Here is a 23,581-nt window from a genome sequence, read left to right on the forward strand (position 1 = left end):
TTAAAATTTTTAAACTTGATTGATCGTTTAAAGCCTTACTTTAGCATTTATAGTAAATAAACCTTGAATGGTAACGAGGAAAAGTTTATTTTAAAATGAGAGGTTTTAGAACCATTTTTAGAAAAGCTATGAGAGTGGGTGCTATTTTGGAGACGTTTAATAATACTACTAAAGTTGTTAAGGACGATCTAGAAAAGAAAATAAAGTATGGAAGCAATATTTCAGTCGCAGCAGCATGTTTTTCAATATATGCGTATCAAGCTTTAAAGGAAGAACTTGAAAAATGTGATGAGTTTCGTTTTATTTTTACATCACCAACTTTCGTAGCCGAAAAAACGCAAAAAGAGCGTAAAGAATTTTATATTTCTCGACTAGGCAGAGAAAAAAGCTTATATGGTACCGAATTTGAAGTTAAGCTCAGAAACGAATTAAAACAAAAGGCTGTTGCTAAGGAGTGCGCAGACTGGATTTGTAAAAAAGTTAAATTCAAATCTAATAAAACTCGAGAAGGCATGAATAACTTTCTTACAGTTCAGAATTCAGAAGATAGTTATACATATACTCCGATGAACTCTTTTACATCTGTAGATATAGGCTGTAAGAGAGGAAACAATATTAGTAACATGGTTACTAGAATTGAAAATCCTGCAAGCATGGATTACCTAAATTTATTTGATTCAGTATGGGATAATGAAGAAAAACTTACCGATGTTACTAATGAAGTGATTGATATGATCTCTACAGTGTATCAAGAAAATTCACCAGAATTGGTTTACTTTATGACACTTTACAATGTCTTTCATGAATTCCTTGATGATATATCTGATGATGATTTACCTAATGAAGCTACGGGATTCAAAAATAGTGAGGTCTGGAATAAGCTCTATAATTTTCAAAAGGATGCAGCATTAGGTATTATCAATAAGCTGGAGCAATATAATGGCTGTATTCTAGCTGATAGCGTGGGATTAGGGAAAACCTATACTGCGTTAGCTGTAATTAAATACTATGAAGGTAGAAACAAAAATGTTTTAGTTCTTTGTCCTAAAAAGTTGTCTGAAAACTGGATGACATATAGAGGAAATTTGATAAATAATCCGTTGGCAAAAGATCGTTTCCGCTATGACGTCCTTTATCACACTGATTTATCTCGTGATAGTGGGAAAACGGCTATAGGGCTACCTATCGATAGAATTAATTGGGAAAATTATGATTTGGTCGTAATTGATGAAAGTCACAATTTTAGAAATGGAAACGGAACAAATACTCATGGTGGTGAAAAAGAGAATAGGTATATGCGATTAATGAATCGTGTAATTAAACCTGGTGTTAAAACAAAGGTTCTAATGCTTTCTGCTACACCAGTAAATAACCGATTCAATGATTTAAAAAATCAGTTAGCTTTAGCCTATGAAGGAACACCAGATGAATTAAACGAGAAGCTTAATATTAAATCTGATATTGATACTATCTTTAGACAAGCTCAAAAAGTTTATAATTCATGGCAAAAATTACCCGAAAAAGAAAGAACGACTAATAATTTATTATCGCAATTAGACTTTGATTTCTTTGAAATTCTCGATAAAGTAACGGCTGCACGCTCGCGTCATCATATTGAAAAGTATTACGATACGACAGAAATTGGAACTTTTCCTGAAAGAAATAAACCTATCTCGCTTTATCCTAAACTCACAGATAAAGCAAATGCGATTAATTACAATGATGTTTATGAGTGTTTAAGCCAGTTAAATTTAGCAATTTACACGCCTACAAAATTTATTTTGCCTAGCAAGCTTTCAAAATACCTATCTGAAGAAGAAACCGAAAACTTCAGAAGAGGACGTGAAGCTGGAATTCAACACCTAATGAGTATAAATTTGTTGAAACGTATGGAGAGTTCGGTTCATTCATTTTTACTAACAGTAAAAAGAGTCTACCAATACTTATTTGACACTTCAAATACAATTGATGAATTTATCAAAAATGGTTCAGGAGAGTTAAAAGACTTAACAGATTTATCAACAAGTGCATCGGATTTTGATGATGATGATAAGAATACAGATCTGTTTATGGTAGGGAAAAAAGTAAGGATCGATATTAGTGACATGGACTATATTTCTTGGAAGAGGGATATAGATAGTGATTTGACTATACTTTCTAAACTTATTGACATGGTTGAAGACATAACTCCGGAATATGATTATAAATTAAATCAATTAATCAACGTTATTAAGGAGAAAGAAGAAAAGCCTATCAATCCAGGTAATAAAAAGGTCTTAATTTTCACAGCTTTTGCAGATACAGCAGAATATCTTTATGAGAACATTGTTCCTCAGGCTAAAAAGGTAGGATTAAATAGCGCTCTTGTAACCGGAAGTGTTGAAGGAAAAACGACGATTCCTAATTTTAAGACGGAGATGAATCATATTTTGACATGTTTTTCTCCCGTTTCTAAGGATAGAGATGTGTTGTATCCCTCAGATATAAACAATAATATAGATATTTTAATTGCCACGGACTGTATATCTGAAGGGCAAAACTTACAAGATTGTGACTATTGCATAAATTATGATATCCATTGGAATCCCGTTAGAATAATTCAAAGATTCGGTCGTATTGACAGAATTGGTAGCAAAAATAAATACATTCAATTAGTTAATTTCTGGCCAGATCTTTCATTGGACGAGTATATAAATCTGAAAGCTAGAGTTCAGACTAGGATGAAGATATCAGTCATGACATCCACTGGAGATGATGACATTATTAATCCAGAAGAAAAAGGGGATCTAGAATATCGAAGTAACCAACTAAAGAAACTTCAAGAGGAAGTTGTTGATTTAGAAGACATGTCAAATGGTATCTCGATCATGGATCTTGGACTAAATGATTTTCGAATGGATCTACTCTCTTATATGAAGGATCATAAAGATATTAATCATGTTCCGTTAGGAATTCATGCAGTTGTTCATGGAGAAAAACCAGGGGTTATATTTGTTCTTAAAAACGTTAATACTGACATAAATATTCGAAATCAAAATCGTTTACATCCATTTTATATGGCTTATGTGGGCATGGATGGAAAAATTATAATTAACCATCTGCAATCAAAAGATTTGCTTGAGGAAATGCGACATATTTCTAAAGGAAAAACTGAACCTGATGAAACTCTATGCAATATTTTCAATAAGCAAACTAAAAATGGTCGTAACATGACTAAAGTTTCGCAATTACTTGAAAAAACGATTGATTCAATTATTGATGCCAAAGACGAGGAAGACATTGAGAGCTTCTTTAAATATGGAGAAACTACATTTCAGGAAAGTCTATTCTCTGGATTAGATGACTTTGAATTAATTTGTTTTATGGTGGTGATGTAGATGATAGAATTCCCTGAGAGTACGAAGGTTAACAAAAAAATTCCCAAGGAAGCTTTTTATAAACATCTTTCATTGTCGAATGAATTAAAGGCAAAATTTGTTTCTGACATAGATAGGATTACGATTGAAAATAGTCTAACGAAAGAAAATTTAAATTTAACAGATCAATCCGAAATCAGCGAGATTTTATTACTTTCAATATCTCTAAAGAAAAAGGATATTGATAAAAGAATAATTGAAGCAATTGCTAGGCAAAACCCACATCAGTTGATATTTTTGTTGAAATTTCAAAATCAAAAGCAACTTGCTGTTTATCATCATAGATTGTATCGTTCAAAATGGAGTAATGATTTAAATATTAAGTTGACATCGTCTGGAACAAATTTGAGTCTTATATGGGACGACTTAATTCGTCAAGTTGCACTTGGCGATAATTTAGCTACTGACAATGCACAAAACTCAACAGATGAAAAATTAAAGATACAGGATAGAATAAATACTTTAACTAAAAGCATAAATAAGACTGAGAGAGCTGTTTGGAAAGAAAAGCAACCTAAAAAGAGATTTGAATTATACCAAAAGCTTCAGAGTTATAAGAAGGAATTGAAGGAGATTACAGGTGGAAAAGCTTAAGATGCATACTCCAGATATTGCAGAAGAAAATTACAAGAAATTAGTAGAATTATTTCCAAATGTAGTAACAGAGACTATTGATGATGATGGTAATGTTGTTAGAGCCATTGATAAGGATGCGTTAATGCAGACGATTAATGCGCAAGTGATTGGCAGCGAAAAGGAACGCTACCAGTTCACTTGGCCAGATAAGAAGAAGTCTATCATTTTGGCAAATAAGCCGATTGAAAAAACCTTGCGATTGAACAAAGAAAAATCTGTAGGTAGAGATGGAACTCCTGGAGGTACGGATTCAGAAAATATCTATATTGAAGGGGATAATCTAGATGCTCTTAAACTTTTGCAAGAGACATATCTTGGTAAAGTTAAAATGATCTACATTGATCCGCCATATAATACTGGTAATGATTTTATTTATGAAGATGATTTTTCTCAAACTGTTGATGAGTATGTTGATAATAGCGGTCAGACTGATGAGGATGGCAACAGATTAGTTCAAAATAATGAAAGTAACGGGCGGTTTCATACTGATTGGTTAAACATGATGTATCCGAGGTTAAAACTTGCTAAGGATTTGTTATCAGATGATGGTGTGATTTTTATCAGTATTGATGATAATGAGGTCGAAAATTTAAGAAAAATGTGTGATGAACTGTATGGGATAAATAACCTTGTAGCAGAAATTCCTTGGCAGTCGAGAGCCTCTGTTCAAAATGATACTGATTTAAGTATTAATCATGAATATATTTGTGTTTATGCCAAAAAAAGAAGATTGAACAATAGAAGACTCAAAGAAAGTAATTACAAAATATGGCATAGAAGAGATAGCTTTGTATGTAAGCCACTACCGCTTAGTAAAGAAAATTTTTCAAATCCGGATAACGATACTCGCGGTCCATGGAAAGTAGATCCATTTGATGCGCCACGTATTAGGCCTAACCTATGCAATTATAAATCCTAATACAGGTGAAAAACATTTTCCTCCAATGGGAAGACACTGGCGAATTTCTAAAGAAAAGTTCGATCAAGCTTTGAAAGATAATAGAATTGTGTGGTCACGAAATGGGAAGGGGCGACCGCAGTTAAAAGTATTTTACGAAGAAAAAAGGGAATTTGGCTCAGTTGATAATTCTTGGTTTAGTGCTGATAAAGTTGGAACTTCGACAGCAGGAACCAAGGAATTAATAAAGTTGTTTGGCGGGCAGAGTGTATTTGATACTCCAAAACCTACATCATTGTTGAAAAAATTGATAACACTGGCCAATGTTCATGATGGTGATATATTTTTAGATTTCTTTTCTGGATCTGCCACATCTGCGGATGCTGTGATGCAATTTGTTCAAAAGGAGAATATTTCATTAAAATACATTCTTGTTCAATTAGCAGAGGATTTGGAAGAAAAAAATGTAGCGTATAAGTTGGGCTATAAGACAATATGTGATATAGGCGAAGAACGTATACGTCGAGCTGGAAAGAAAATAAAAGACGAGACTGGGGCAGATATTGATTATGGATTTCGTTGCTTTGAGGTTGATTCATCTAATATGAAGGATGTATATTACCGACCAAATGAAATTGATCAAAGACAACTGGATTTGCTTTCCGATAATATCAAAGAGGATCGGAGCCCAGAAGATTTGTTAATCCAAGTTATGCTGGATCTTGGCATTTTACTTTCTTCAAAGATTGAAACTGAGAAAATAGGCGATAAAGAAGTATTTTCTGTAGCCGATGGTTATTTATTGGCTTGTTTTGACAAAGATGTTAGTGAAGAAGTTGTAACGGAAATTGCAAAGAAGAAACCATATTATGCAGTTTTCAGAGATAGTGGCATGGTTAACGATAGTGTAGCCACAAACTTTGAACAGATTTTTGAAACCTATAGTCCTGAAACTGTAAGGAGGGTTTTATAATATGTCAGAAATGAAATTTAAATATACTATTCAGCCCTATCAAACAGATGCGGTAAATAGTGTAGTTAGAGTTTTTTCTGGACAACCATTTCATGATAAATTTACTTATCGCAGGGATGCTGGTTACACAAATGATGATATTACTGTTTTTAACGCTCAAATGTCAGATGATGAAAAATATGCTGGTTTTTCCAATTCACCAGTTTTTATAAATGATGAGCAACTTTTAGAGAATCTAAAAAGAGTACAACAGGAAAATAATATTAAGGAGTCCAGCTCTTTAACAAAAGAAAACGGTGCTTGTTCCCTTGATGTTGAAATGGAAACGGGAACAGGTAAAACATATGTTTATATCAAGACAATGTTTGAATTGAATAAGCAATACGGCTGGTCAAAGTTTATTGTGGTCGTACCTTCAATAGCAATACGCGAAGGTGTACAAAAAAGTTTTGAGACCATGCAAGATCACTTTCAGGAATTATATGGGAAAAAAGCTAGAGTTCATGTTTATAATTCAAAAAGATTAACGGATATTGATGATTTTAGTTCAAATGCAGAATTATCAGTATTAATTATTAATGTACAGGCTTTTAATGCCCGTGGAAAAGATGCCCGTCGAATTCGGATGGAATTAGATGAATTTGGTAGTAGACGTCCGATAGATGTAATTCAAGCTAATCGACCAATTGTTATCTTGGATGAACCTCAAAAAATGGGTGGAAAGAAGACGAAAGAGTCACTTAAAGAATTCAACCCACTTTTTACGCTAAATTATTCTGCAACTCATAAAGAACATCATGATTTGGTCTATGTTTTAGATGCCCTTGATGCTTATAAAATGAAATTGGTCAAGAAGATTGAAGTAAAAGGTTTCGAAATAAAAAATTTACGAGGAACAGACGGATATTTATTTCTAGAACAAATTATTATTTCTCCTAAGAAACCTCCACAGGCACGATTAGAATTTGAGATTGGTTATAAGAAATCAATTAACAGAGAGACTAGAATTGTAAATGTAGATGACGATTTGTTCTCTTTGTCGAAAGATTTGGAGCAGTATAGGGGTTATCATATCAATGAAATTGATCCAATAAATGGAAAAGTATCATTTACTAATGGCGTAGAAATCCATACAGGTGAAGTACTTGGAGATGTTAGCGAGAAAGATATCCGTAGAATTCAAATTAGAGAGACTATTAATTCACATCTAGAAAAAGAGCAAGAACTGTATAAAAAAGGTATCAAAACATTGTCGCTATTCTTCATTGATAAAGTCGAAAATTATCGAAAGTACGATGAAGATGGCAATGAACTAAATTCAGAGTACGGTGAAATTTTTGAAGAGGAATATATTAATGCGGTAAATAAATATAAAACTCTTTTTAACGATTCATATGAAAAATATCTTGAAAGTATCGATGTAAAACAAACGCATGCGGGATACTTTAGTATTGATAAGAAAGGGAGAAAAGTAGACTCTAAAGTTAAACGAGGATCGGATATTAGTGATGATGAATCTGCGTACGATTTGATCTTAAAAGACAAAGAAGGATTGTTATCATTAGATAATCCAGTGAGATTTATTTTTTCTCATTCCGCTTTGCGTGAGGGTTGGGATAATCCAAATGTTTTCCAAATATGTACCCTAAAACATGGTGGTGACAGTACGACCAATAAACGTCAAGAAGTTGGTCGTGGATTGCGTATCTGCGTAAATCAGGATGGAGAACGAATGGATAAAAATGTTTTAGGTTCTGAAGTACAGCAAATTAACAAATTAACTGTTATTGCTAGTGATGGATATAAAGATTTTGTATCATCACTGCAAAAAGAGATTAAGGATGATCTTTATGAGAGACCAACAGTTGCTACACCAGAATACTTTGCGGGCAAGCAGGTTAAGTTCTCCAACACAGTTGTTATGGTTACTAAAGAACAAGCTAATTCTATCTATCGTTATTTGATCCAAAATGGTTATGTTGATGATGACGATCATATTACTGAGAAATACAGAAATGATGAGACCAATGGAACATTAGCTCCAATGCCTGATAAGCATGATTTGAATAATATTGCTGATGGAATTCATAAATTAATTCAAAATATTTTCGAAGATTCCCAATTATCCGATATGATCGAAAATGCTAATGTTACAAGAATTCCAGAAAATAATTTGAATGACAATTTCTACAAAAAAGAATTTCAAACTTTATGGAATTATATTAATCACAAATATAGCTATACTGTTCATTTTGATAGTAAGGAACTTATAGAAAAGTCTATCAATGCTATTAATGCGCGCTTGGTTGTCGCAGAGCTTAAGTACATCGTTACGAAAGGTACCCAAGGTGAAGATTGGTCAGCAGATACTGTAAATTCTGGAACGGGATTTGTTTCAGATAGTACGAGAACATATGCCATAAATAGAACGAACGTTAGTCAGATTAAATATGATCTTGTTGGGAAGATAGCATCTTCAACGTATTTAACGCGAAGAACAATTGTACAGATACTAAAGGGGATAACCTCTCAAAAGTTTGAAATGTACAAATACAACCCTGAAGAATTCATTACTAAAGTAAGCAATCTAATTAATGAGCAAAAAGCAACGATGATTGTTGAAGATATAACTTATAATGAAACTGATGGTACATATGACGCGGACATATTTACTGCGGAGAGAAATAAGAATTTTGCTAAGGCTTATCCTGCAAAGAAGAATGTTCAAGATTATGTTTTTGCTGATGGATTTGCGGAAAAATCAATTGAAAGAAGATTTGCTGAAGACATGGATCTTGATGACAAAGTGGTAGTTTATGCCAAATTACCACGTGGATTCCAAATTCCAACTCCAGTTGGAAATTATGCACCCGATTGGGCAATTGCTTTTAAGAAGGGTACAGTAAAACACCTTTTCTTTATTGCGGAAACAAAGGGATCTATGGATACCATGCAACTAAAAACTATCGAACAAACAAAAATAAAATGTGCAAAGAAATTATTCAATGAACTTTCAACTGCAGATGTAGTTTATGATCAAGTAGATACATATCAAAATCTATTAGATGTGATAAATTCAAAGTAAGCATATTCGTGATTTCGTAAGAAAAAATCTTTAATATCATTTTTGACCATTATAAGTTATATAGGAGAATTAATTTGAAACAACTTATCATTTTAGGAAATGGATTTGACCTAGCTGCAGGATTAAAAAGTTCATATAGTGATTTTTTCTTAGACAGATTTAAACATCTATTTAAGAAGGAAAGTATGGATATTCATGATTTGACCGATTTAAATGATGATTTTGAACAAAAGCAAACAGAAATTATGAATGATTTGTTTTCAGCTAAGAATGATAAGGAATTATCATCAAATATCGATTATTTTAGAAAATTTTGTGATAAATGGTTTCACGATCAAACACCAAATAGATGGGACATAATATTTCTTTTTGCTAAGTGTTGTATAGGAAAAGATCCCCAATCATATGAATGGCAGGATGTTGAATCTGTAATCTATGAAGTATTGACAATAGCATTTGATTTGAATTCTAAAAGCGAAAATAAAATATCTTATGAAGATAGGGTAACTTTTAATTCTCAAGAAATCAGTGGTAAAGATGCTTTTAAAATTGCAGTAAATAATATCTCCTCTGTAGAGGAAAATAGTGTTGAAGTCAGAGCTACTGAATTATTAACAGAGTTGAAAAAATTCGAATCAAACTTTGCCTCATTTATAAAGAATCAAATTGATTATAATGATTCAAAAAGTGATTATTTGTCAAAAGCAAAAGAGATCTTTGAGAACATATCTCTTTCACGTATATCGGAAAATAATCATAAAGCTACTACTGAGATAGATGTCCTTAATTTTAATTATTCACTTGATGAGCGATTTGAGGAAATAACAACTAGAAATATCAATAGTTGGACTAATATCCATGGAGTTGCCTTTTTTGATGATGTAAATTCAAAAAACGCGATAAAGAGCAAAGATGAATATAATTTCGAATATCAATTACCTGCTCCCATCTTCGGGATTGATAATCATAATTTTGAAGATAATCAATCAGAATTTGATTTGCGAATTCTTTTTACTAAGGCTTATAGAGTGATCGAAAATGATATTAATAGAATAAGGATTTCAAAAGGCTATAGCAATGTAGGGTTAATTACTATATATGGCCATTCTTTGGGTAGCGCAGATTACTCTTACTTTGAAGCTGTATTTGATGAAAATGATCTCTATAACTCAGGATGTAGGATTGAATATTTTTATTATCCTGGGGAGAGTAAAAATGATACTATCATTTATAAGAAGAAAGCAATCACTAGATTATATAATTTACTTGAAAATTATGGTGAGTCTTTAGACAAAAATCATGGTAAGAATATTATTAGTAAAATGAACCTAGAAAATAGATTGAGTGTTGTACCTATTAAAAAAACAAATGATATGGTTGACAATAACGTTAGGATACATAGATATTATTAGTTATTGAAAAAATAAGGGATATTGAAGTTTTAATGGTTCAATTGTGGATGGCATTGTAAAAGAAAAATTTGAATTTTCTAGCCCCTCAGGAATCGCTAAATTCGTTTGGGGAACATCCAAAGATGGTAAGGTAGCACTGAAGACAGCTGATGGCAAAACTTTAGCAGAATACTTTGAGAATAAATAGCATTGATAGTGGGAGGATTAAACATGAAACGATTATTTAAAGCACTTATTGCAGTTATGGGCGTATTTGCAATTTTTGTGGTAATCAATAATAGAGAAGTTAGTGCAGCATATGGAAGAGGTCCAAAGTTTACGGTTCCTAAAATTTATCGAGGTACCTGGTATTCATATGATGCTGATTCGCATTTTCCTTTCTATGACAAGAAAGCTAAACTGGTTAAGATTACATTTACTGCACATACTTTGAACAAGAAAGTTATTTATGTACAAGATCGTAAAATAGCTTACGCTGATTCAATTGTTAACAATCAAAAAAAGGCTCATATAGCAAGCAAGGCAACCAAAAATTGGTATGCCGGAGATTTAAGAGTGAAAAACTTTAGGGGAATGGACGCTTTAGAAGTTGATCCTTGGTATGGTTATGAAATTTGGAATTTCTTCGTACCTAAAACTGAAGTGATTAATGGCAAGAAGCACGATGTTTTATGGTACTCAAATGTGTACAGCAAGTACGTCAACTTATACAAGTCAAAAGCAATAGCTAAAAAAATGAAAGGTCATGTCTTTCCTGGACAAAAATTGATCTAAGCAAAGTTCCAGTGAATAAACATTTTAATTAACCAGAACCATATCAGAACCATATTTCGATAATCAGTCGAAGTATGGTTTTCTTATGCACTTAATTTCACTCAGTCTATCAACTTTTAGACTGAAAAATTATAAACTAGTAAGTATCAATAGAAATAGTCATCTTAGAGTAGTTATAGCGATCAAGAGATTTTGAGGTAAGAGAATGCCAACATTGATTAATTTAAAGTACTTTTGCGACGTAGTAGAAACAGGTAGTTTCACCAAGGCTGGTGAAATAAATCATGTTGCCCAAACAAGTATCTCTCAACAAGTTAAGGAAATTGAAAGGGAACTTGGAATTGTTCTTTTAGATAGAAAATACAAGCCAGTAAAATTAACGCAGACCGGAAAAGTTGTTTATTCAGAAGCCAAGAAAGTTCTCAAGCAATATCAGATCTTTAACAATGAGGTTCAAAGATATATTTCAGATCAAAACTCGCAAATTCGCTTAGGCTATAATTCTGCTATTGATCTAAAGATCTTAGAAAGATTAGGCAGTAGCATAAGTAACGAAAATTTTATCGTTGTGAAGCAAAGTATCAAGGACGAAGTTCAAAATTTATTGGATGGGAAACTAGACTTAATTATTACCTATGACACTGCCATCGAAAAAAATCCCAAGATTGAAAGCTATCCAATTTCTGAAGGAGATCTGGTTGTTTGTGCTGCAATTACCCATCCCTTAGCAAGCAAAAATTAGGTAAGTGTCCAGGAAGTATATCAGTATCCACTAGTGATGCTTAGCCCAAATTCAGTGAGTCAATCTTTTGAAATCATGGCTAAAAGAACGGAACTGCTAGGATCAAAACTGAATATCAAGCAAGAAGTAGAAGATGTTGACAGTGAATTATTTTTGATTGAGCATAAAAACTATCTTTGCTTTTTGCCAAATGATTATCCGCTTGAACAAGCTAAAAAGATAAAGAAAATACCTTTTAAAGATTCACCGTATAAATATCAATTACGCGTGGCTAAGTTGAAGAATAATTATGACAAGGAAACAGTAAAACTGTTTGAATTAATAAAGCATTTTTCATAGGTTTTCATTATACAGGATCAAAAATCAATATTGGTTATTATGTAAGCGATTTACTATACTTAGATTGTGAAATAATTAATTTGATGTAGAAAGGTCACTTTACGAATGAAGAACGGCAAATATTTTGAACAGGCAGAAGGTATTGATCGGCCGATAAACTTATCGATTGAAATTAACAATGGTAAGATTGTAAAAATTGCTAGCGAAAGCAATAACATTTCAGATCTCGAAAAAAATACGCTTGATAAGATGACTAACAGAATTATAGAAAAACAATCGGTTAGTGTTGATGTTGTTTCAGGAGCAACGGTTTCAAGTAAGGGTATTTTAGCTGCAACTAAGCAAGCTATCGTTGATGCTGAAGGAAATCCTGAAAACTTTGAAAAAACTAGTATGCAAAAGTCAGACGTAGAAGAAAAAGGCGATTACCAAAAGTGGATCAAAAAGCCCGAAAAGATTGCTAAGACAATAGACACTGACTTAGCAATCGTGGGTAGCGGAATTGCAGGCTTGGCAGCAGCCGTACAAGCTGGTGAAGATCATGTTAAGACTATTGTTTTAGAGAAAAATGGCTTTGTTGGTGGAAATGGTTCCGGAGTTGAGGGCATGCTTGGAGCTGAAACTAAGATGCAGAAAGCTGCTGGAATAACTTTCGCCAAAGAAGAAGTAGTTAAGAATGAGCTAGAAACTATTCAATATCAAGCAGATGGTTCTTTTTGGGTAGATTTGGTAGGTCACACCGCTGATAATATTGATTGGTTAATCAAAAATGGCGTTCAATTTGAAGCAGTTGACGATTATCACCATACTTGTCCCTTGCCAACGTTTCACTGGTTTAAAGATGGAAGAGGTGCCACAGGATATATCCCATATATGAAGAAACGAGCATTAGAACTTGGCGTTGAGATACTAACGAGTTCACCAGCGATTGGGTTAATTTATGACCAAGGCGTAGTAAAAGGAGTTTACGCAAAAATTGAAGATGATGTTGTGCAAATTAACTCTAAAGCAGTAATTTTTGCCTCAGGTGGATTTGGACAAGATCGAGAATTAGTTGCTAGAGAAGGCTGGAATGTTGACAATATGCTGATCGTTGGGATGACAGGTTCTACAGGGGATGCCTATAAGATGGCGATGGCTGTTGGAGCAAAAGATACCTTACAGAATTCTGCGCCATTGATCACCAATTTTGTAAAAGCATTGCCACTAGGAAATGGTCGAGATTTACTAGCAGGTGGGCCTGCTTTATGGGTAAATCAAGATGGAGTTAGATTTACTGATGAGAGCATTACCGATCGGAATGCAATTTTACAATCTCAACCGTTTAAGTCAATCAAAAATGGATATCTTGTTTTTAACCGTAAAATGTTTGCGGAATATGAGGACAACTTGCAAGATCTCTCATTAGAAGAACAAAAGAGCATGAAGGGAATTGATGAATTAAATCATCATGACCGTGAACAAGCTCTTAGAATTTTAGATCGATGCGTAAAAACTAATGAAAGCAATTCTTTGTTTGAAGCAGATAGTTTAGAAGAACTAGCTGATCGCATAGGACTGCCAAAGAAAGCTTTTGTTGATCAAGTTCATCGCTACAATGAATTCTGCAAACAAGGAGAAGATCACGAATTTGGCAAGGAGCAAAAGTATTTGGTACCGATTGAAGAAGGACCATACTACATTGCTAGACTTGACCAGTCTTTAGCAATTTCAATCGGCGGAATTGGTGAGAATAGAAACTTTGAAGTAATCGATAACAACTGGAACAAGATCCCTGGACTGTATGCTGCCGGAATTGATAGTGCCATGCAATATAAGAATATTTATACCATTAATTTAGGTGGCTCATGTTGTGCGCATTGTGTAAATTCAGGACGTTATTCGGTAAAGAATGCAGAAAAGTATCTTCAAAATATGAATTAGAATGGTAGAAAAAATGACTAAATACATCCCAGCAAGTTATGAAAGTAAGGCGTTAGCACACAATTCGTCAATTACTGTAAAAACTAAGTTCAACGAAAGTAAGTTGACCGCTATACAAATTATTCCGGAAGAAGTAAATGCAATTTTTAATCAACAAGCAGTTGAAAAAATGCAAGAAGAAGCAATAGACTGTCAATCTCCAGAACTAGATGTGATTACTGGCGCAACGGAATCAAGTAGCGCAGTCAAAAGAGCATTAAAGGATTGTTTTGCCAAAGCTAGTGGCAAGGAAATGCGCCATGCTAAAACTTTAAAAGATGGAACCTATCAAGCCTCAGCTCCATCGTATGGATTTATGTATCCAATGACTGGCGAAGTAACATTTCAGGACAATAAAATTAAAGACATCAATATCACAAAAGAGTCGGATTCCTTAACTTCTCAATGGTTTGAAGTTGCAAAAGAAAAAATGATTCCAAGAATAATTAAGAATCAGTCATTAGATACCGGCGTAGTTACAGGAGCTTCGGCTTCATCAGTAGCAATCAGATCAATTACGGAAAAGGCAATTGCAAAAGCTGGGGGAGACGTCAATGATTGGCACATTCCTGTTTCTACTAAAACTGATACTGTCATTTTAAAAGACTATGATGTAATCGTTGTAGGACTAGGTGGCTCAGGAGTTTTAAGTTATTGTGCAGCTGCTAAGTCTGGAGCAAAAGTTTTTGGTATCGAAGCAGCAGGTGCTATTGGTGGTAATTCCGTTTCAACTTTTGGACCAATGGTGGTTAATTCCAAAGAATTAAATGCAAAATATAATAATGGTCAAGATAATATCGATCCAGCTGACCTCTACAAAACTTGGATAAAATATGTTGGTAGTGATAGCAAAGCTGAAGTTATCAAAACCGCAATTGATCAGTGTGGACCAGCCATTGACTATTACATCAAAAATTTTGGCTTTAGTTTTGATGGCGTTTTTCCAGGAGCTCCAGTAGGAGGATTCTTGCCATCATTTGTTAGAAAAGACTGGACTAAAGAATGGATCATTTATACTGCAGACAAGGATAATAAAAAGTGGTATATTTCTGGTCCTGACCACGCCTTTCAGTTTGAAAATGCTTTAGAAAAAGCTAAGAAAATGAATCCTAACAATGATTATAAAGTTGAACTTCGTGCTAAAAAGTTATTGACAGATGATGCTGGGAAAATCATTGGAGTGAAAGCCAAATATTATGATGGAACGATTTATCAGATCTATGCAAAGAGCGTTATTTTAGCAAGTGGTGGATTTATTGGAAATGCTCAAATGATGAAGGAAGTATATGGCGCTGATTGTCATGTTTTTGGTAGTACTACTGCCAAGGGTGATGGGATAAGAATGGCACGTGAATTAGGTGCAGATACCTATGCTCTAAAAACATTACCGATGATACATATTTCTCAGGTGCCATATATTATCAGAGATAATTCTTTAAGTGCAGATCAAAAAGCGATTTTATCAGCATTAGCTACAACTCCTGATGCTATTCAGATCGATGAAACTGGGACTATATTAGGTTCTAAAGATGACACAGGTACAACTAATTCGGACTTAAAGATTCAAACTGCCTTTGCTCCAGGATTTCACTATTATAATGCATATTCTCAAGATGAAATAGATCAGATAAGAGAGCACGGTTTGTCTGAAATAACTACAAAAATAAATATTTTTGCAATAGGACAAGGTGGGAAGATGCCTGTAGCTAATACTCCAATCAGAGATATTGATAAAATTATTGATCAAACAATCAAGCATAGAAATGCTTGGAAGGGTACAGTTCGTGAAATCGCAGAGTTGTTAAATATGGATCAAGCAAAGCTAGAAAAAGCTTTAGGAAGTAAGAATGGACTATTTTATCTTTTTGAAAATGCTGCTTATGCATACGCGACTTGCGGTGGTTTGAATATAAATGAAAAGATGAATGTCTTGAGAAAGGATGGTTCTGTGATTGATAACCTTTTTGCAGTAGGCCAAGATTCTGAAGGTGTAGAAAATAAAAATGGCGAAGCCTATACTCCATGGGGTGGGCAGGCACAGGCGTGGACTTTTGTCTCTGGGAAAATTGCCGGAGAAAATGTAGCTAGCTTATAAATAGATTGATATAAGAATTGGGATTTGATATTTTAGAAGAAAATAATTAATCAAGGAGCTAACCATGTCCAACCCAACCAACATTAAAATATCAGACCTAGAAGCATACCTAGGCGATCTCTACCAAAACATTCAAAGTGATCAAAGCTTATTTATGAAGTTGATCGAAGAGATCGGCGAGGTAGCAGAAGTTTTAAATAAAAAAACTGGCAGAAAAGATTCCCACGGAGAAGATTTGCAAGAGCAGCTTGGTAATGAATTAGCTGATGTAATCCACTATGTGGTTGCGATTGCTGCCTGGAATAACTTGGATCTGAATAAGGTAATTTTGGAAAAAGATAGGGCAGCATCTATCAAATACCATCATCATAACTTAGAGGAATTTATTGCTAAATCCGGTAAATAAAGAAACGTGTACCTATTCTGTGTTTAACAGATCTTAGTACACGTTTTTTATAAACTATTGCTGGATATAGTCGCCGATGCTTTGGGCAGCATTGCTGATTTTATTGAATTGATTTTCAAAAGCTTGGCTTGATACTAATGGGGTTCCACTAGAAGTAGTAATGCCTAATTCACTCATTAATGCTCTTTCTGCCTGGTCGCGAGCTGCTCCAGTAAGTGATTTAACGATATCCCATTTTTCAAGATAACCAGCACCTGCTGGGAAGCCACTAAATGCGGGTTCGCTTGTCGTATTAACCACATTTTGTGTACTTGTACTTGGGCTTGTTTCAGTTTGGGTTTGCGTGGTAGATGCTGAACTTGTGGCATTAGTGCTAGCCTTTGCATTCTCGAACCAACCATTGTGCTTTTTGACAACCAAGGCTTTCTTAGAAGTTGGACTTAAGAAAATGATCCAACTATTTTTATTACCCTTTTTAACATAAACTTGAGTACCAACGGTTAAATATTTTTTGCTCAAGAGTTTACCTTTTTTTGAATATTGGTAGTAAGGAATACGTTTGGTAACAGTGACTAACTTTTTATTACTGCCTTTGATTGCATGATAGATAATTTTATTAGTTGCGGCCGAAGCAACAGATACATTCGTTGCTGCCAAGGTGCCTGTCATAATGGTCGCAGCTAAGATAGAAATAATTTTTTTATTCATAATTTTACTCCTATAGTTATATTTTATCATTGTAAAAATAATGTGATCAGAAAATTTATTATGACGAAATCTAAGCAAAACTGACTAAGTCCTGCTATGCTAAATAGTATGAATAGCAAAGGAACGATTCTATGACAATTGAAGAGCAAGTATTTTACAAAAAAAGATTGAAAATTGACCAACTTCTTGCATATGGTTTTCACTTAATTGATGGTGCCTATCATTTTAAAACTACTTTTATGAATGGCGCTTTTAGAGCAATGATAACCGTATCGAAAAAGGGTGAAATCAGTGGAAAAGTGATCGATGTGCTGAATGATGAAGAATACGCCCAATTAAGAATTGATAGTCTCACGGGAGCATATGTTAGCCAAGTTAGGGATAAATATCGGCAGCTGTTAGCAGATATTGCAGAAAAATGTGCTGAAGATATTTTATTTAAGTCGGCACAAGCAAATCGGATCACTGAGATGATCAAAGAACAGTTTAAAGTTTTGCCCGATTTTCCATGGGGTCAAAAACAGTATCAAAGCTACGGTACTTTTAGACATGTCGAGTCACGTAAATGGTTTGCGCTAATCATGGACGTTAAACGGGATGTGCTCCTTAAGGACGGGGATGAAAGTATTGTTGATATTATTAATTTAAAAGTTGATCCTGCAAAAAGTACGAGATTACTTAAGAGCAAAGGGATTTTTCCCGCTTATCACATGAACCATAAGACCTGGATTTCTGTAATGTTGGATGAAAGCTTAGCAGATCAAGAAATTATGGATTTGATAGCTGACAGTTTTGCACTTACCTAGTTGGGATGCGTAGGATTTTTACCAAGGAAAAACAATGAAACAGTTAAGGGAAATAACGAAGGTTAGAATTGAAGCAAGTTCTGATTTGAACACAGGTTATCGGGCCGTAGTGCAAAAAGGAAATGTAGGAACTAAATACATTTATGCTTTGCAACTGCGGAAATCTCAACATGAAACTTATGTGTTGCGTGGTAATCGCAAAAAAGTCGCTAAACCAATTTTGATTTTAACCAATCAAGCGGCTGGCCACACGCAAACTTGGGAATATGCCGAAAGAGCAGGACAATGGTTTATCGGAACTAAGCCTGGGAAAGGCAATTGGGCTAAACAAATTGCCCGAGTCGATCTTGACGTTGTTTCTAAAAATCACAAGAGCAATACTGATTTTCCTCGTTTGGCATATTTAAATCGGGCAGGAAAAACTTCGTTTGCTGGGGACTTAATGACTCATGCCGAAGTAGCAGTGTCACCGGATTATCGGCAACTTTTGTTGATGACGCTTGAAAATAAGCAGAAAGTACATTTTACAATTTTTGATTTAAAGAAAATTAATGCCGAACTTGATACTATTGGATCAGATTTTATAAGTCTTGAAGATTTTCCATATTTGGAAAGTTTTACCATTTCCAATTTTTACGGTATCGGTGAAGAAGCTGTTGTAAATTCCATTCAGGGCATTGATCTCGATAACGAAGGAAATATTTATCTTTCTAGTCAAAGAGCACCACAATTATCTGACGGAAAGTGGAAGTTACATCACAAACAGATTATAAAAATTCCCCATGATGCACGAAGCGAAAGCTTAGAATCCAACTGGCAAGCGGTCAATTTAAGTAAAATTAGTAAACTTGATCTTGCCGGGAAACATAGCGAGCTTGAAGGAATACAAATTATTGGAGAAGATCATTGTTATTTGACGGTTGCTTACCATGAAGAGGTAGATGGTAGCAATAAGACGGTGTTAAATAAAATCTATAAATTATCCTGGTAAGTACATATCTCGAATTTTTTTACTGAGTTTGAGGTATGTTTTTTTGCTTTTTACAGGGAAAAGCACTTTATTTCTTAAGAAAAGGTAAAGATGTCGTTTTAAAAAATAGATTTGGCCTTTTTCTGCGTATCTAATATATGTAGGGGATAGTTTGCCTCTACTAATTTGTTACAGAAAGGTAGAATTTATGGCAGAAAAAGACAGAATCGAAAAAGTGTTTTTTCAGCAGTGCTAATGATGTACTGAGTTACATTAAAGAGACTATCAGTAGCCTTAGCGTTTCAACTTCTACCATTAATAATCTAGAGTTTGCCACGGCTGTTAGAAAAGACATTATTTTTAATGTCTTCAAGACATTACTATCTGCTATTAGGGTAAATAAATATGGAGTAGTCATGGTTAACTAATTTACTTGCTTCAGCCTAAAAATTCAAAACGAAAGTAAAATATAGGTAGAAACTTGATAGAAATCTGTTTAGTTTAAATCAAAATAGGGTGAGCCGTAAGAGTTAAACACTTTTGTGGCTTACTTTATTTTTAAAGCTTTTTCTTTATCTTAGCTAAAAAAGATATTTTGCTTTTGATTCTTATGAAGAATAGAGATCAAGAGTAATACTTACTTAAGTAAAAATAATTACTTTTGTAATTACCTATGATATAATAATGAAAAAGGACAGGGGGCTGATTATATGAGTTTAGTTAAAGCTAGAATTCAAGGAAATGCTACGGTAGTAACTATTCCTAAGTCATTTAACGTGAAGCCTGGCACTGAGTTTCGTTTCAAAAAAGGAAAAAATGGTACTTTGATTTTGTCTCCAAGTAAAAAAGTCCCTGACACAATGGAAGAGCTTTTTAAAAATTGGCATGGAAAATATCAAACGCCAGACGATCTAAAAGATTGGGATAATGCCAAGCCAGTGGGGGAAGAATTATGGTAAAAATTCCTACAAGTGGAAACATCATCTATATTAATTTTGATCCATCTACGGGTGCCGAAATTCAAAAGCGTAGACCGGCAGTAGTAATCAGCAATGATATACTAATGAAAACTTCACCCTTTGTGTGGGTAGTACCAATTTTTCATGGCTCGTTTAATGGTGAAAGCTATCCGCTTCATGTTCATTTAGATTCACGGACACAAAGTGATGGAACAATATATGTAGAGCAACTAAAATCCTTTGATTTTAGCAGAAGAAAATGGGAATATATTGAACAATTACCGCCTGATTTATTAGATGAGGTTCGCCAAAAAATCAAATTGGTAGTTTCCTAGAATTACAATTGAAGAAAAAATAAGTCTTACCAGTTGCGATCAATGTCATTAAGTTAAGGCATTGACAAAGTGGATCTTCGCTTTTCAAGGCATTTATCGAATTTTTTTGTTCAGTAAGTATCTTTTTTGCTAGCACAAATAAGCTATCTAACGATAGCGCATTTTATTATCTTAAGCAGCTAAACGATATTGAAAAGAACAAGTCCAAACCAGTCAGGGGCTGGCAGAGCTAGCGCAAGAAACAGAAGCTGAAATTGAAAAGCTGACTGAAGAGATCGCCTAGAAAAGCAAGAAGGCGCGGTCTTAAGAAGCTGCTTCATAAACTCAGAAAAGACTATGTTCCTAGAATGAAGAAATACGAAGAGGCAAAAGAGATCTTTGCTGGGCGCAATAGCTATTCCAAGACCGACCACGATGCGACGTTCATGCATATGAAGGAGGACCACATGAAAAATGGTCAACTTAAGCCAGGCTACAATATCCAGGCAGCTACTACTAATCAATATATAGTTGATTTTGCTTTGTATCCTAACCCGACTGACTTTAAGACTCTAGAGCCTTTTTTAGAACAAATGATGACGCTGGACAAGTTTGACAAAATAGTCGCCGCTGCTGGCTACGTAGCGAATATAACTACTCAATGTTAGAAGAAGAGTATTCAGACAAGCAGTACTATATCCCTTATACCATGTACGAAAAGGAACAAACCAGAAAGTACAAAAACGATCCAACTAAGCTAGCCAACTGGTTCTATGATGAACAAGGCGATTACTACCTCGATCAAAACGGCGTTAGATTTAGCTTCAAATGTTATAGTCGGCGTAAAGATAAATCGACTGGTCAGGTTCGCGATTTTAAGGTTTACGAAGCGGATGAATTTCAATTAACGCCAGAATTAGAGCGTTTAGCCAAAACAAGAGCGGACGCCAGCGGCAGGTTCGCTATAATCCTAACTGGCAATACTTAAAAGAAAAAGCTAAAGGAGTTCTCCAAAGTCCTGAAGGCAGATACATCTACAGCAAGAGAAAGTATGATGTGGAGCCAGTTTTTGGACATTTGAAGAACGTTTTTGGCATGCGTCGAACTCATTTAAGAGGCAAAAAGAAGGTTGAAACTGATGTGGGAATAGCCTTCATGATGATGAATTTAAGCAAATATTGGAACAGAAGATGGTCAAAGGACCAATCTTCTTTACGCAAAAATAAAAATAACAAGAAAAAGACGGTCAAGCAACTCAAATTAAGAGTTGGATTGATCGTCTTTTGGTATCTGAAAGTTAGTTTTTTCCCAGACACTACTTTAGATTGTTTAACAAAGAGTTTATTATTTCTTAGATACATCTACTAAATTTGTGTAGTTATTCTGCATCCATTTCAAGTATGTAGTGTTGTTTGGAATTGTTTCCCTAACATTAAGAATAGGAATATTATTCTCCTTAGCTAACTTTACAAAGGTATTAATTGTAGAACTAGATTCTTGGACATTATTTACAAAAAATGCAATTTTTCTAGCTTTAATATCGTTGATCATTGTATTAACAATTCTTGGAGATGGATCGGTTTCTCTTTCAACTGCGTCTTCAAAATCCTTATTACCAATTTTAATATTAGCTTGTTCTAAAGCATAGTCAAATACAGGTTCACTTACAAATACGGGTTTAGTACTTGTATTAGCTGCTTTATCGGCTATTTTCTTAATATTGTCAACTTTCTTTAGATATTTTTCAGCATTGGTTTTGAAGTAGCTCTTATGGGTAGGTTGTAATTTTGAAAATTTTGAAACTAAATAATTTACATATTTTTTAGGCATTGATAGATTGTACCAAATATGTGGATTATCACCATTTTTTAAATTCATTAGATCGTTTCCTACCAAAACTTCTTTTTTATTGACTGATTTGGCAAGTTTACTCATCCAAGAATCATAGCCTAATCCGTTAGCAACAACTATATCAGCTGATCCAACAATTTTAGCATCACTAGTTTTTGGATCGAAATCATGTGGGTCAATAGATGAATCACTAATTATAGCTTTAGATACACCATACTTTCCTACTATGTTTTTTGCAATATCAGAATATACATTGGTTGTAGTAACAACAGTAATTTTCTTATCATTTGAAGAATTTTGGGCGCTATTATTGGATGACTTCGAGCAACCAACCAATCCTCCCAACGCTAAAACCGTCATACCAAGCATTAAAAATGTTTTCTTTTTCATAAAAATACTCCTAATCTAATTTATAATCACTCTAATTTAGAAAAAAGCGATATCTTTCTAAATAAGAGTAAGAATAGCTTATAATTACAAAAGATTTTTGTCAAGCTTTTTATATTAACTAATTTTTTTGCTTATTAATAAAAAATTGTTGACTTATATTTAAAAGTATGTAAGACTTACTTCTTAAGCTAATTTATAAAAACTCGTGTTTTTTCTAAATTAGAGTGATTATAAATTAGTAAGCTATTTTAGTATTCACGATAATAAGATTTTTAGCTAGCGTTTTAATAAATGATCATTTTGTCGTATTTGACATGAATTCTAATAATAGTTTTTTTCAAGCAATAATTAGAAAGAAGGTTAATTGATTTACTTAGATAAATATACATTACGAGGTCTTATCTTAGAAAGAGCGAAATGTGAAGATAAGATTATCGATGATAATTTTTGTATTCTTTATTTATAGTATTTTTATCAAAATATTATAATTGTGGTTTTTCAAAAAATCGTAATAGTTTAGAAAGGAAAAATATAACTTTCTAGTAAATACAACTTAAAAGATTTAAGCCGTATTTATTCACATTTTATATACCGAGAAGTTATATGTATAAGAAGAATGTATTTAAAGCACGTGCTATATTAGCAGGTATAACCTTAGGAATTTCTTTAGTAGGAACTGAGTCCAATTTAGTATTTGCTGCTACCCAAGATTCAGAAAAGGTTGTCATGAGCAAATCAACTGAAAATGAGGGCTTCACCGGAAGTTTTGTTTATACTAACGGCTTACCTGTAAAGGAAGGTACTGATGTAAGACTCAGAAATACAGCAGATGGAACAGTTATTAC

19 protein-coding genes and 2 pseudogenes are annotated in these 23,581 nt (G+C 33.8%); 19 read left to right on the forward strand and 2 right to left on the reverse strand.

Going from position 1 to position 23,581, the window contains the following annotated elements; genetic code table 11:
• Nucleotides 1-95: 95 nt before the first annotated feature.
• From BN52_RS02055 to BN52_RS02105, 13 genes are all read left to right on the forward strand, one after another.
• A complete protein-coding gene (locus BN52_RS02055; protein WP_008472460.1) occupies nucleotides 96-3,377 on the forward strand; it encodes a helicase-related protein in 3,282 nt (1,093 codons plus the stop codon).
• Nucleotides 3,378-4,010, forward strand: coding sequence for a DUF4391 domain-containing protein (locus tag BN52_RS02060; protein ID WP_008472461.1), 633 nt, complete (start codon nucleotides 3,378-3,380; stop codon nucleotides 4,008-4,010).
• On the forward strand, nucleotides 3,997-4,971 hold the full coding sequence (locus BN52_RS10325; RefSeq protein ID WP_236698466.1) for a site-specific DNA-methyltransferase: 975 nt from the start codon (nucleotides 3,997-3,999) through the stop codon (nucleotides 4,969-4,971). The genes BN52_RS02060 and BN52_RS10325 overlap by 14 nt, the downstream gene beginning before the upstream one ends.
• A complete protein-coding gene (locus BN52_RS10330; protein WP_008472464.1) occupies nucleotides 4,928-5,923 on the forward strand; it encodes a DNA methyltransferase in 996 nt (331 codons plus the stop codon). Before BN52_RS10325 ends, BN52_RS10330 begins: the two co-directional genes overlap by 44 nt.
• A 1-nt stretch (nucleotide 5,924) precedes the next feature.
• Nucleotides 5,925-9,008 carry a type III restriction-modification system endonuclease gene (locus BN52_RS02070; RefSeq protein WP_008472465.1) on the forward strand — a complete coding sequence of 1,028 codons (3,084 nt, stop codon included), beginning with the start codon at nucleotides 5,925-5,927 and terminating at the stop codon, nucleotides 9,006-9,008.
• 74 nt (nucleotides 9,009-9,082) lie between these two features.
• The gene (locus BN52_RS02075; protein WP_008472466.1) at nucleotides 9,083-10,420 is read left to right on the forward strand and encodes an AbiH family protein; all 1,338 of its coding nucleotides are present in this window, start codon (nucleotides 9,083-9,085) and stop codon (nucleotides 10,418-10,420) included.
• Between the two features lie 43 nt (nucleotides 10,421-10,463).
• Entirely contained in the window at nucleotides 10,464-10,607 is a 144-nt protein-coding gene (locus BN52_RS09735) for a DUF4357 domain-containing protein (RefSeq protein ID WP_008472467.1), read from the forward strand.
• A gap of 23 nt (nucleotides 10,608-10,630) precedes the next feature.
• Complete coding sequence (locus BN52_RS02080; RefSeq protein ID WP_008472468.1) at nucleotides 10,631-11,194, forward strand: hypothetical protein; 564 nt, start codon at nucleotides 10,631-10,633, stop codon at nucleotides 11,192-11,194.
• A 205-nt stretch (nucleotides 11,195-11,399) separates the two neighbouring features.
• A complete protein-coding gene (locus BN52_RS09580) occupies nucleotides 11,400-11,936 on the forward strand; it encodes a LysR family transcriptional regulator (protein ID WP_008472469.1) in 537 nt (178 codons plus the stop codon).
• A gap of 75 nt (nucleotides 11,937-12,011) precedes the next feature.
• Nucleotides 12,012-12,275, forward strand: a complete 264-nt coding sequence (locus tag BN52_RS02090) for a hypothetical protein (protein WP_157685040.1) — start codon at nucleotides 12,012-12,014, stop codon at nucleotides 12,273-12,275.
• 105 nt (nucleotides 12,276-12,380) lie between these two features.
• Nucleotides 12,381-14,198, forward strand: a complete 1,818-nt coding sequence (locus BN52_RS02095; RefSeq protein ID WP_008472472.1) for an FAD-dependent oxidoreductase — start codon at nucleotides 12,381-12,383, stop codon at nucleotides 14,196-14,198.
• Between the two features lie 13 nt (nucleotides 14,199-14,211).
• Nucleotides 14,212-16,332, forward strand: coding sequence for an FAD-binding protein (locus BN52_RS02100; RefSeq protein WP_156640966.1), 2,121 nt, complete (start codon nucleotides 14,212-14,214; stop codon nucleotides 16,330-16,332).
• 64 nt (nucleotides 16,333-16,396) lie between these two features.
• Nucleotides 16,397-16,738, forward strand: a complete 342-nt coding sequence (locus BN52_RS02105; protein ID WP_008472475.1) for a MazG nucleotide pyrophosphohydrolase domain-containing protein — start codon at nucleotides 16,397-16,399, stop codon at nucleotides 16,736-16,738.
• A 54-nt stretch (nucleotides 16,739-16,792) separates the two neighbouring features.
• Here the strand turns inward: BN52_RS02105 and BN52_RS02110 are convergent, their stop codons facing one another.
• Nucleotides 16,793-17,446 (reverse strand): hypothetical protein, encoded by a 654-nt coding sequence (locus BN52_RS02110; RefSeq protein WP_008472477.1) that lies wholly within the window; start codon nucleotides 17,444-17,446, stop codon nucleotides 16,793-16,795.
• A gap of 131 nt (nucleotides 17,447-17,577) precedes the next feature.
• On the opposite strand from BN52_RS02110, the gene BN52_RS02115 reads away from it, so the two are divergent.
• The 5 genes and pseudogenes from BN52_RS02115 to BN52_RS02135 all read left to right on the forward strand — a co-directional run.
• On the forward strand, nucleotides 17,578-18,252 hold the full coding sequence (locus BN52_RS02115; protein ID WP_008472479.1) for an MmcQ/YjbR family DNA-binding protein: 675 nt from the start codon (nucleotides 17,578-17,580) through the stop codon (nucleotides 18,250-18,252).
• Nucleotides 18,253-18,286: 34 nt separating this feature from the next.
• Nucleotides 18,287-19,243, forward strand: a complete 957-nt coding sequence (locus BN52_RS02120; RefSeq protein WP_008472480.1) for a helveticin J family class III bacteriocin — start codon at nucleotides 18,287-18,289, stop codon at nucleotides 19,241-19,243.
• 689 nt (nucleotides 19,244-19,932) lie between these two features.
• Nucleotides 19,933-20,181 carry a type II toxin-antitoxin system PemI/MazE family antitoxin gene (mazE, locus tag BN52_RS02125; protein WP_008472481.1) on the forward strand — a complete coding sequence of 83 codons (249 nt, stop codon included), beginning with the start codon at nucleotides 19,933-19,935 and terminating at the stop codon, nucleotides 20,179-20,181.
• Nucleotides 20,175-20,516 carry a type II toxin-antitoxin system PemK/MazF family toxin gene (locus BN52_RS02130; protein ID WP_008472482.1) on the forward strand — a complete coding sequence of 114 codons (342 nt, stop codon included), beginning with the start codon at nucleotides 20,175-20,177 and terminating at the stop codon, nucleotides 20,514-20,516. Before mazE ends, BN52_RS02130 begins: the two co-directional genes overlap by 7 nt.
• Before the next feature lie 193 nt (nucleotides 20,517-20,709).
• Nucleotides 20,710-21,863 (forward strand): annotated as a pseudogene (locus BN52_RS02135) (transposase); the annotation flags it as partial.
• Here the strand turns inward: BN52_RS02135 and BN52_RS02140 are convergent.
• The gene (locus BN52_RS02140; RefSeq protein WP_008472485.1) at nucleotides 21,840-22,736 is read right to left on the reverse strand and encodes a metal ABC transporter solute-binding protein, Zn/Mn family; all 897 of its coding nucleotides are present in this window, start codon (nucleotides 22,734-22,736) and stop codon (nucleotides 21,840-21,842) included. The pseudogene BN52_RS02135 and the gene BN52_RS02140 sit on opposite strands and share 24 nt — an antisense overlap.
• Before the next feature lie 603 nt (nucleotides 22,737-23,339).
• On the opposite strand from BN52_RS02140, the pseudogene BN52_RS02145 reads away from it, so the two are divergent.
• Nucleotides 23,340-23,581: pseudogene (locus BN52_RS02145) on the forward strand (hypothetical protein); the annotation flags it as partial.

Source organism: Lactobacillus gigeriorum DSM 23908 = CRBIP 24.85, assembly GCF_000296855.1.
In the GTDB taxonomy this organism is placed as follows: Bacteria; Bacillota; Bacilli; order Lactobacillales; family Lactobacillaceae; genus Lactobacillus; species Lactobacillus gigeriorum.